Origin of the sequence: Microcoleus sp. Pol12A5 (assembly GCF_036701435.1) — a bacterium.
GTDB lineage: Bacteria > Cyanobacteriota > Cyanobacteriia > Cyanobacteriales > Microcoleaceae > Microcoleus.
Map to the genome: position 1 here is coordinate 1 of NZ_JAUBQU010000162.1, position 10,060 is coordinate 10,060.

Genomic DNA, 10,060 nt, shown 5'->3' on the forward strand with positions numbered 1-10,060 from the left:
TTCCCTAACTGGTTAACGATTTTTTTTCATTTTACCTCATTTTTTAAAAGTCTCATACTTATTTGAAATGACTATAAGTCTTCGGGCGAGAAACCGCAGATGTAAGGCAGATTAACACAGAGAAACGCAGATAATTGAAGGAATTGAGATCTTGGAAAAGCAATGCAAATCTATTGTGTTTATGTCAGTCTCCAGCATCAGCTAAAAAATATTTAGTTGGCATTTTGAAGTTCTTAAAGTTCTTGTGAGGTGGTCAGAAAGCCTGCTCAAAATATGCAGGTTAAATGTGGATCATTTTATCAAACACGCCCAAAAATGAAAAACTCGGTTTCTTTAAAAAGCCGAGTTTTTACGCATTCTATTGTTTATTTAAACTACTTAACTTCAGCCGATCTCCGACTGTTAGGTGATTCGTAGTAAACTCCAGAACCTGTGTCCGAGACAAAATGACAATCCCAGTAAGAGCGAATAAAACTCTTCCAAATTGGCTCGGTTGACTTGCGATAATAATCGCCCAACACTGGTTTAATTGCTTCTGTTGCTTCCTTCAAGTGATAATGCGGCATTGTCGAGAAAATGTGGTGGGCTACGTGGGTGCCGATATCGTGATGGATGGAATTGATGATTCCGTAGTCGCGATCGATCGTAGACAATGCACCTTTCAAGAAATACCAATCATTACCGCGATACCAAGGAATATCAGTTTCTGTGTGGTGGAGGAATGTTACCAAATCCAGCCAGATCACGAACACTACATAGGGAACCAAGTAGAACTTAAGTAAAAACAGCCAACCAAACTGATAAGTTAGCGCGCCTAAAAAGCCTACCATCAGTACCAAGGATGCGGAACTCGTCAACACATCCCATTTTTCCGACGGACGGAAAAGCGGGCTACCGGGCATGAAGTGAGAACCAGTTCGATCGGGCGATCGGCGAAATAAATAAATTGGGTAGGCAAATAACATCAAATAAAAGCGTCCCAGCTTTTCGTACCAAGGCATTTGATTGTATTTGCTCTCCGATACCGGATACCAGCTTTCATCGTTATCTAAGCTGCCTGTATTTGCGTGGTGGGTTCTGTGACTAATCCGCCAACCGTGGAAGGGCACGAGAATTGGAGCGTGCGAAAGGTGTCCGATCAGGTTGTTGAGCCATTTGCTCTTAGAAAATGAACCGTGTCCGCAGTCGTGGCCCACTACAAACAATGCCCAAAACATGGTTCCTTGCATCAACCAAAAGATTGGGTAAAAGAGCCAGGAATCGACGGTGTAGGCGATCGCATACAAACCTGCGATGATGCCAATATCTAAAAAGAAATAAGCCAGAGATTTCCATGCCGAGGGCTCAAAACAGTGGGCTGGAATGGCTGCCTTGATATCTTGAAGAGTAAAAGGTAACTCTGTTGTACGAGAGGATGAGCCTTGATTGCTCGCTGGATTGAGAACAGTATTTGATTGCACGAAGTTTCTGATTTAAGCTGACTTGAGAAACCGCATTCCGCCTTCTTTTAACAGTCAATCGATTTTAGATTTTAGATTTTAGATTTTAGATTCACTCCACAGATTAATTGGGGAACTTAACTAAGATCTAAATTTTTTGGCTCTACCCGACATGAGTCGGGGGCTTGTATCCCTGTGCAGGTGAGGTAACATTCAACCTGCAAGGAGCCATATTTTTAATCTGCAAGGGTTTCTAAAGTTCTTTAGTTCGCATGAATAGCCCGTCCGCGATTCTCAAGCAAGTTGGCTTGTGGAATAGTTGTATGGGAAAAATTAGTGCGATCGACCCTGTTATCTGAAAAAATCTCATGTGCCCGTTGTAGGTGCGAAATGCGACTTCAATCTGAGAGTGGACATCTGGAGGAACTACCTCCAGGCTGCAGGTAGCATACAGCGTTTCGAGCAAAAATTGTGAACGAGTGTGTAGGGAAAAGCCCATCGATTTTAGATTGGCGATTTTAGATTTAAGGACAAATCTCCAATCTCCAATCTCCAATCTCCAATCATAGTTTTGGGTTTCACGCAACTTCTACCCAACCGACTGTTCACTACAGTTCACAAATTCTGCAAGAATTGCTAAAACTAAGTTAATGTAACATTTCTACACACATTCTGGCAATGACTTACCAGAAAAACTGGAAAATCCATAAATTGCCGAAAGTTACGGGCGATCGCTTTCCCACTTTTTGATTTTTTAGGTTCCAGCTTTTTCTAATATGAGCTTAGACCGTTTTACCACTTCTGGAACGTCGATCGGATAATCACCGGTGAAACACGCCGAACAAAAACTCATCGGGTCTTCGTTAGTCGCCCTCAGCATTCCATCCCAACTCAAGAAAGCCAAAGAATCAACCCCAATTTGGGCACCGATTTCTGCAACTGATTTAGTAGCAGCAATCAACTGATCTTGATTGTCGGTGTCTATCCCGTAGAAACAAGGATGAGTCACTGGCGGTGAGGAAATTCTCATGTGAACGGCGGTTGCACCCGCATCCCGCAATGCTTTGACGATTTTGCGGCTGGTTGTGCCGCGCACGATCGAATCATCGATAATGATTACCCGCTTTCCTTCCAACACATCTTTAAGAGGGTTGAGTTTCATGCGGATTCCTGACTCCCGCATTGTCTGAGTCGGTTGAATAAAAGTGCGCCCGACGTAACGGTTTTTAATCAATCCTTCGGCGTAAGGAATGCCGGAAGCTTGAGAAAAGCCGATCGCCGCCGGGATTCCAGAATCGGGAACGCCGATGACTATATCCGCATCAGCCGGAGATTCTGCTGCTAACAAACGCCCGATCCGCAGGCGGTAGCTGTACAAACTTTCACCTTCCATCTGGCTGTCCGGTCGAGCAAAATAGATCATTTCAAAGATGCAAAGTTTGCGCTTTTGTTGCTGACTCCAGTGGAAGGAAGCCATACCTTCCTCTGTAATCCAAACTAATTCTCCCGGTTCTACGTCCCGCAAAAATTCAGCACCGATAATATCCAAGCCACAAGTTTCCGATGCTAAAACGTACCGTACCGGAGTTGTGGGAAGGATGCCAATTACCAACGGGCGGACACCGTGGGGGTCGCGGACTCCCATCACGCCTTTGGGGGTGGCGATGGTCAAACTAAAGGCTCCTTGGCACATAGCAAAGGCGCTGATCGCTGCTTCCAGCCAGTCTTTACCTTTGTCTACCTCGGAACCGATCGCCACTGCGATCGCCTCTGAATCCGTCGTGCTGACAAATTCGCACTTCCGAGACAACAATTCTTCCCGCAATTCTTTGGTATTGACAAGATTACCGTTGTGTGCTAGGGCAAGACTTCCCAAACGAGTTTCGACAACCACAGGCTGAGCGTTGACCACGCGCGACGAGCCGGTAGTAGAGTAGCGAGTGTGCCCTACAGCTAAGTTACCGGGCAAGTGACCTAAACTCGATTCGTTGAAGACTTGGGAAACCAGTCCCATATCTTTGTGCAGGTGGACTTTTTCACCGTCAAAGGTAGCAATTCCTGCTGATTCCTGACCCCGGTGCTGCAAGGCATACAAACCGAAGTAGGTCAACTTGGCGACATCTTCACCCGGTGCGTAGATACCGAAAACGCCACAAGCTTCCTCGGGCTTGTCGGGTTTGCTAGAATGCTCGTCAGCCGCGAAGGAATGGTTGGGAATCATAGATGGGTGGGTTCCTAATGGGGAAGGTGGGTTAGGGGGACAGTTTCAGCGGGAAATCTTGTTTGCGAAAGCGTCGCATAACTTAACATTCCCTTAATCTTGCCACGGATCTGTCATTATTTCCACCTCGTGTAGCATTTCAGACAGAAGCGATGCGGCGTTTAATGGCATTGTAGTATCGATCGCCCTCAAATCCTATATTAACCTTGATTAACGGCGGGCGAGGGATTCGGCGATTGAAAGAGACTGTGGGCGAATTCGCCAAGCGTGTTACCCCTCACATCTGGAATACAGCATTGGGTTTCGCTCTGACTACTTAATAGCTATATGGTTAATTAAATTTTCAGTCCAGAGCCACTATTTTTACGGGTGAAGGGTAAAACCATTTTTAAATTCGCCCACAGTCTCTTTCAACCGCCGAGTCCGATCTACTTATTTTTCTGTTGAGTCTTCGCTTGTTCGATCGCAATTTCCCTGACTGCTTGCAAAGAACTCAAATTCGATGCTCCCTCAATCGCCTTCACCGCCAAATCTTGAACCTGTTTCAAAGCAGAATCCAGTTGTTTCGACAAGCTAGCAAGGCGCGCATCTTGATTTTGAATGGTCTGCAACATCCCTTGAATTTGCAGTTCATAATTTTGCTTCTGCCCTTCGATATCTTTAGCAGACAAATCAGCCTTAACTTTAGCTTGATAATTGCCAATATTGCGACCGTTATCTTTCCCGTTCTTGATATTAGCTTCCAGTTCTTTCGGGAAAGCTTCTACCTTCGCTTTTAGCTCAGCATACAGCTTTTCTCGTTCCGAAATAGATTTTTCGCGTTCCGCCCACTGTTTCTCCTGTTCTTGCTGAAACTCTTCGATTTCTTGATACAGCGTTTTCTGGCGCTGTTCGTATTCTTCGATGTCCAGATTTCGCTGAAGATTCAAATCATAATCATACAACTCTTCATCTCGATCGCGAGCTTTTTGGTGATTCTCATTACGTTCTTTAACGGCCAACTTTTGGAGTTCCTGCTCTTTTTCCCAAGCTTGCCGGCGTTCCAACAATTCCTGTTCAACCGTTTCGCGCTGTTCGCTAAGTTCGCCAGCAAAAGTTTTGGCGCTTTCTTCGTACTGTTGAATTAAATTGTCCAGCGTATCTTCTGCAACATCTTCTAAACTGTGTAACTCTTGCAGTTGTTGAATTTCATCGCCCACAGTGCGGCGCAATTCTTCGAGTTTAGCAGCTTCCGAAGTTAATTTCTCCGACAACTCACTGACAGCGCCACCAAAGCCAAATTGCAGCAAAATCAAATTGTCGATTGTAGACTGCATTTTTTGTGGATTTTGAGTTAAAGCCATTGGTTTTTGGGCCTCCACAATAGGTTTTTCTGGGGCTGGTGTTTGCTTTTGGGAAGCGTTTAGCTGTTGGATTTGCGATTCTAACTGCGCTTTTTCTTGCGCTGCTTCCTTGTAGGCTTCTAAAATTTCAGCCTTGGTGCTTTTGTCGCTAACTTTTTTGTTCATGACTTTTCATTCCTTAATACTTGGGAAAATTTCTGTCATTTTTCCGTAAGGTGCGGATTGCACACCTTACTGGGTTTTAAGCTTTGCTGGCAAAAGCTTTCATTGCCAAATCTTGCGCTTGCTTCATTGTGGCTTGCAGTTGCGCGGAAATTTCGGCTATTTGTTCGGTTTGTCGCTCAATAGTCTGCTGTAGAGATTGGACTTTCAATTCATATCCCAGCTTGCTTCCTTCCCATTCTTTCTCCACTAAATCTGCCTTAACTTTAGCTTCGCGGGAAACTTCTTGGATTGCTTCTTCTTTGGCTTTGACATAAGCCTCTTTGAGTTCTTCTTCAAATCCGGCGGCTTTTCTTTGATTCTCTTCAAACTCCGCTTGATTGTCGCTGAGGACTTTTTCGCGCTGTGTCCAATTTTTCTCTTTTTCGCGAGTAGATTGCTGCAAATCTCGTTCTAGTTTGCGCTTCTTTTCTTCGTATTCGTCGGTTTCGATTTGGCGGCTGCGCTGTAATTCGTATTGGTAATCGGCGGTTTCTTCCTGACGTTCTTTAGTTATGAGTGCAGCCTTTTCTTGAACTGCTGCATCAAATTCTTGCTGTTCTTTTTCCCAAACCTTGCGTTTTTGGGTGGTGTCTTTTTCGATTATTTCGCGCTGGTTGGCGCTGTTTTGTTCGAGCAGGGTCAATTTTTCTCGGTGTTCTTGAGTTAAAATGTGGAGGGCGTCTGCTACAACTCTGATTTGCTGCAACTCTTGCAATTGTGCCGCTTCAATTTCGATCGCGCGTTTTAATTCGTCTAATTTTGAAGATTCCGCCTTCAGTTTTTCAGAAAGTCCGCTGGTGATGCTGCCGAAATCTAATTGCAAGTCTGCCAAGCCTTTGACGATGCTGTCAATTGTATAGGTGGAGGCGAGTTCTAGGACTTGTTTGTTTTTGGCTTTTTCGGCTGACTGTTCTTTGGTTTCTACTTTAGATTCGATCTTTTTTTTGTCTGCTAAAATCTGCTGAAAGTTTTGCAGAATTTGGGCTTTGCTATCCTTGACAGTTGCTATTGTCATAATTTTTGCTCCTCCTGATTATAACTTTTTGACACTTGTGACTGAAACGTTTTCAGTTATTCTAAGTTGCGGAGTTGGCTGAGAATGGAACGGTACTTTGTGGCTGCGTCGGGTTTTTCTTCTGGATTGGCAATACCTAGAGTTTTGAGAATTTTCCAGCAGCGATCGCACCGATTTCCTGGCCCGCAGCCGCACTCATCAATTATACTTAAAAGTGTGCCTTTTAGCAATTGATTTTCCGCTAACAAAGCTCGGTAATTCCGCTGGACAGATTCGGCAACTAAAGTCATGTGTTGGAAGTCTTCGGTGAGACTTTCGATGTCGTTAACTGCGTCTGCCCGAATTTGGTCTAGGATCTCAATATTCTCTTTCAAACGGCTTTCTTGCAGGTTTGGTTTGGTTTTCAGCTTGGTTAATTTCTTCATTTCACTCTGTTGTAACAGTTATGGTAAAGGCGCGATTTAATCGCGCCTTTACAACAAAATTAGAACAAGTCAGCAGTTAATTGCTCTTCGGCTGGCGGTAGCGACATACTGCCGTTGGAATTCAAAGCCATAGCATCGCTTTCACCGCTAGCGTGAGCAGCCATCAAGCAGGCAACTTGCTGCGCCGGCAGGTTATCTAAACACACCATAGCTTTTGTTCCTTCTAAGTCAATCATCCGCGATTGATTGCTAGAATCTGACAAAACTGCTGCGGCTTGGTCGATAACCGCCCAATCTTTCCGCTCGTTCCAAGACCATTTCAAGCTGTAGTAATTGATCGGTTTTACTACTCCGCTGTCGTCTGGTTTCTGACCGGAATGCTTGACGAATTCGGGAATAAAAATCCCGGTTGCAGGTTCTACGCCGCGAGATTGAACTGATGCTACCAAACGGTTAAAATCGTTCAAGCTGCGGTTTTTGATGTATGTCACCATGACAACTCCTTGCGGCAATTCGCCACTTTCTGCGACAAACCACAGTTGACCCCACAATGTGTGGGAAGTTTGACCGAGGGAACCGAAGAATTTGGAGAATTTGAGGATTGTCATGGAACACTTGGAACCGTAGTCTGTATCGCCGATCGCCCACTGGCCACTTTGGCAATTGTTACGCACTGCAATCGGGATTTCTGGTACTAGCAAAGCATTGCTCGGTTTGGCACCAAATACTGAAAATGTAGGTCTTTCTTGTGTTTTAGTAGTCATTGTTCGTTTTTCCTTAGTTATTTATTGCTTTACGGGGAATTGGTAATTGGTAATCCGTTAAATCTCGTACATTGCTCGTGGCCGAACTTCGATTACCTAATGAGATGTGTTGTCGCTTTTGGTTCGGGATAGGTATACTCAAGCATCGCCTCTTGTTGAGCTTTGATAATCCGCAGCGCGGCGAGCAAATGCTCTAATGTTTCTAGGTGCGCTGGGGTGAAGTGGATGCTGAAGCCTTCGCCATCCCGCGCGTAGCCGGGACAAACCAGTGAGGCTGAGCTTTGTTCTTCGTGGGTGGCGATGTATAGCCAGTCATCGTCTTCGAGCTTGTAATGCGTGTCTGTCCAGGTTCTCAGCATTTGCGATCTGCTCCTCCTTATTTGCTGCGTACAAGCGTTTTGACGCCCAGCGCTTCTCACTCCTCTGAAGTTGACGACGCTATATGTAGCGTGTGAGCTAGGCTAATTTGCACCCTTAACCCTACCAGTCAGGGTTATATAGTTGATTAAACCGTCAACTAACTTCATGGTAGCGCGGGTTGATTTTCCCGTCAAGTATTTTGTTGAACTTTTCATCAAAACAGGCTAGAATGCTTGTCAGGAGGCAAAAAACCGTGGAACAAACATTTGGAAGACTGATCCGTCAAGCTCGCAAGGACAAAGCTTACTCACAACGTGAGCTAGCAGCTATGCTAAGTGTGGACTTTACTTATTTGTCGAAGTTGGAGAACGATCGAGCGGATTATGCGCCAAAAGAGGAGGTAATCCGAGCATTAGCGCGGAATCTAGACATAAACGAAGAGGAATTGATTTTCCTGGCGGGGAGGCTGCCGCAGCAGTACGAAGCGCTGCTGAAGCAGAATCCGAAGGAAATGCAGGCTCTTTTCCGCCGGATGCAAGAAAATCCAGATTGGCTCAAACAGTCTTTTGAAGCGTAAGAGAGGCCCCTCATAGTGAGTATTTTTAAGCCGTATTGCTTCTATCCCAAAGAATCGATCGAGCGTTTGGCAAATGACATCTTGATGCAGATGCAGAAAACGCAAAATTTTGCTCCGAGATGGCCTTTTGATGCGACAACGGTTGCTGATTTTCTGGATTTAGGCGTAGTTTGGGAGTGCATTGAGCCGGATGAAGAAGGTGCGATCGCGGCGAGGATTTTGCCGCAGCAGCGGTTAATCGAAATCAACGAACAGATTCTCGAAAAACCGCCGGGTTTCATCGAATCGACGATCGCCCACGAAATCGGCCACTGGGTGCTACACGTCAATCAAGACGAAGCAGACGGCACTGTCGAACAGTTGGAACTAAACTTGGGCAATCAAGGCAAAACCGCCCAGGATGTCGAGGAACCGTTTGTTTGTCGGGGTGCGAGTGCTGATAATAAGGTTTTGTCGATCGAATGGCAAGCGCAATATTTTGCAAGCTGTTTGTTGATGCCTCGGTGTATTTTGGAGGAAAAAAGACAGGGACGCGATTTAACCAAGTGGTCGCATTTATACAAAATGAGAGATGAATTGGGAGTGAGCATTTCCAATTTGACAAACCGCTTGCAAGAATTCGATTGGATTTACATTCCCAAGGGAACGCGCGAGATTTATGCCGGGAAAGACGCGGCAAACGGGCAGCAGCGGTTGTTTGGATAAAATTTGATGAAATTTGAGATGAGAGAATTGCGATCGGTTCTCCAATCTCAGATATTTAAAATTAGATTGAAATAATGAGGCTGCCAAATGGAAACCAAACGAGTAGCAGACTTGACAGTTGAAGAACTGCAAGCGATAATTCTCCCAACCAAACGAGTATCGGACTTAACCGTTGAAGAACTGAAAGCGATAATTACGGAAGTGGTCGATTTGCGGTTAAGTTATTGGCTAAATTTAGTCAATAAAAATCCCTCACCTGTGCTTCCTTCCCGAACCAAAGAAGAACAAATGGAGATAAATCTAGCTGCAATTGAGTGGTTAGATAAATGGGCAGAAGAAGGAGATGCTGAGGAGCAGACAGAGACATTTGAATACTTGCAAAAAGTATTAGATGAAGACCGCCTGTCATCCCAGCGACTTTTATTTCAAAAACAATGATTGTATTATTAGATGCTGGCCCTTTAGGAACATTAACAAATCCCAAAGGGTCGGCTGTGACAGTGGAATGTCGGATGTGGATGCGCTCTTTGTTGCTCAAAGGTTACAGGGTGATTTTACCTGAGATAGCCGACTATGAGGTGAGGCGAGAGTTGCTGCGTGCAAATAAACTGGCAGGAGTTAGACGGCTTGATGACTGGAAAGAGAGGCTTGAATACTTGCCAATAACGACACCAACGATACTCAAAGCGGCCGAGTTGTGGGCAACATCGCGTCAGACAGGAATGCCGACAGCAGATCCCAAAGAACTTGATGGAGATGTGATTTTAGCAGCTCAAGCTTTGCTGATTGTTGAAGGTGGAGAAGCGGTTGTTATTGCTACAACAAATGTGGGGCATTTGTCGAGATTTGTGGATGCTCGCGAGTGGCGGGATATTGAGTAATGGTGGATACTAAAGTTAAAATTTACAATTCAAATTGCATTTTATGCTTACCAATATTGAAATCCTGCTGGCAGCTTGTGAGGAATTAAATATCCCTTACGAAATCCTGCATCCTTCCCAAAACTT

Annotated in this window: 11 protein-coding genes; 4 read left to right on the top strand and 7 right to left on the bottom strand. The window is 45.0% G+C overall.

What is annotated here, in order from left to right:
- Positions 1–374: 374 nt before the first annotated feature.
- The 7 genes from QUA45_RS25925 to QUA45_RS25955 all read right to left on the bottom strand — a co-directional run bounded on the left by QUA45_RS25925 (position 375) and on the right by QUA45_RS25955 (position 7,770).
- A complete protein-coding gene (locus QUA45_RS25925; RefSeq protein ID WP_333222623.1) occupies positions 375–1,460 on the bottom strand; it encodes a DUF3474 domain-containing protein in 1,086 nt (361 codons plus the stop codon).
- A gap of 733 nt (positions 1,461–2,193) precedes the next feature.
- Positions 2,194–3,660, bottom strand: coding sequence for an amidophosphoribosyltransferase (gene purF, locus QUA45_RS25930; RefSeq protein ID WP_333097823.1), 1,467 nt, complete (start codon positions 3,658–3,660; stop codon positions 2,194–2,196).
- Between the two features lie 428 nt (positions 3,661–4,088).
- Complete coding sequence (locus QUA45_RS25935; protein ID WP_333097822.1) at positions 4,089–5,168, bottom strand: hypothetical protein; 1,080 nt, start codon at positions 5,166–5,168, stop codon at positions 4,089–4,091.
- 76 nt (positions 5,169–5,244) lie between these two features.
- Positions 5,245–6,222, bottom strand: a complete 978-nt coding sequence (locus QUA45_RS25940; protein ID WP_333097821.1) for a hypothetical protein — start codon at positions 6,220–6,222, stop codon at positions 5,245–5,247.
- Positions 6,223–6,278: 56 nt separating this feature from the next.
- Positions 6,279–6,647, bottom strand: coding sequence for a hypothetical protein (locus QUA45_RS25945; RefSeq protein WP_333222625.1), 369 nt, complete (start codon positions 6,645–6,647; stop codon positions 6,279–6,281).
- 59 nt (positions 6,648–6,706) lie between these two features.
- Positions 6,707–7,411: a hypothetical protein gene (locus tag QUA45_RS25950; protein ID WP_333222627.1), complete on the bottom strand. Its 705-nt coding sequence runs from the start codon at positions 7,409–7,411 to the stop codon at positions 6,707–6,709.
- Positions 7,412–7,503: 92 nt separating this feature from the next.
- On the bottom strand, positions 7,504–7,770 hold the full coding sequence (locus tag QUA45_RS25955) for a hypothetical protein (RefSeq protein ID WP_006634886.1): 267 nt from the start codon (positions 7,768–7,770) through the stop codon (positions 7,504–7,506).
- A 254-nt stretch (positions 7,771–8,024) separates the two neighbouring features.
- On the opposite strand from QUA45_RS25955, the gene QUA45_RS25960 reads away from it, so the two are divergent.
- From QUA45_RS25960 to QUA45_RS25975, 4 genes are all read left to right on the top strand, one after another.
- The gene (locus QUA45_RS25960; RefSeq protein WP_006634885.1) at positions 8,025–8,348 is read left to right on the top strand and encodes a helix-turn-helix domain-containing protein; all 324 of its coding nucleotides are present in this window, start codon (positions 8,025–8,027) and stop codon (positions 8,346–8,348) included.
- Positions 8,349–8,363: 15 nt separating this feature from the next.
- The gene (locus tag QUA45_RS25965; RefSeq protein WP_172189316.1) at positions 8,364–9,053 is read left to right on the top strand and encodes an ImmA/IrrE family metallo-endopeptidase; all 690 of its coding nucleotides are present in this window, start codon (positions 8,364–8,366) and stop codon (positions 9,051–9,053) included.
- 87 nt (positions 9,054–9,140) lie between these two features.
- Positions 9,141–9,491, top strand: coding sequence for a hypothetical protein (locus QUA45_RS25970; RefSeq protein WP_333222630.1), 351 nt, complete (start codon positions 9,141–9,143; stop codon positions 9,489–9,491).
- Complete coding sequence (locus QUA45_RS25975) at positions 9,488–9,934, top strand: nucleic acid-binding protein (RefSeq protein WP_333222632.1); 447 nt, start codon at positions 9,488–9,490, stop codon at positions 9,932–9,934. Before QUA45_RS25970 ends, QUA45_RS25975 begins: the two co-directional genes overlap by 4 nt.
- Positions 9,935–10,060: the final 126 nt, after the last annotated feature.

Bases quoted from the DNA above. Each gene is read 5' to 3' on its own strand.
- purF (WP_333097823.1), bottom strand. From the start codon at position 3,660: ATGATTCCCAACCATTCCTTCGCGGCTGACGAGCATTCTAGCAAACCC.
- QUA45_RS25935 (WP_333097822.1), bottom strand. From the start codon at position 5,168: ATGAACAAAAAAGTTAGCGACAAAAGCACCAAGGCTGAAATTTTAGAA.
- QUA45_RS25940 (WP_333097821.1), bottom strand. From the start codon at position 6,222: ATGACAATAGCAACTGTCAAGGATAGCAAAGCCCAAATTCTGCAAAAC.
- QUA45_RS25945 (WP_333222625.1), bottom strand. From the start codon at position 6,647: ATGAAGAAATTAACCAAGCTGAAAACCAAACCAAACCTGCAAGAAAGC.
- QUA45_RS25950 (WP_333222627.1), bottom strand. From the start codon at position 7,411: ATGACTACTAAAACACAAGAAAGACCTACATTTTCAGTATTTGGTGCC.
- QUA45_RS25955 (WP_006634886.1), bottom strand. From the start codon at position 7,770: ATGCTGAGAACCTGGACAGACACGCATTACAAGCTCGAAGACGATGAC.
- QUA45_RS25970 (WP_333222630.1), top strand. From the start codon at position 9,141: ATGGAAACCAAACGAGTAGCAGACTTGACAGTTGAAGAACTGCAAGCG.
- QUA45_RS25975 (WP_333222632.1), top strand. From the start codon at position 9,488: ATGATTGTATTATTAGATGCTGGCCCTTTAGGAACATTAACAAATCCC.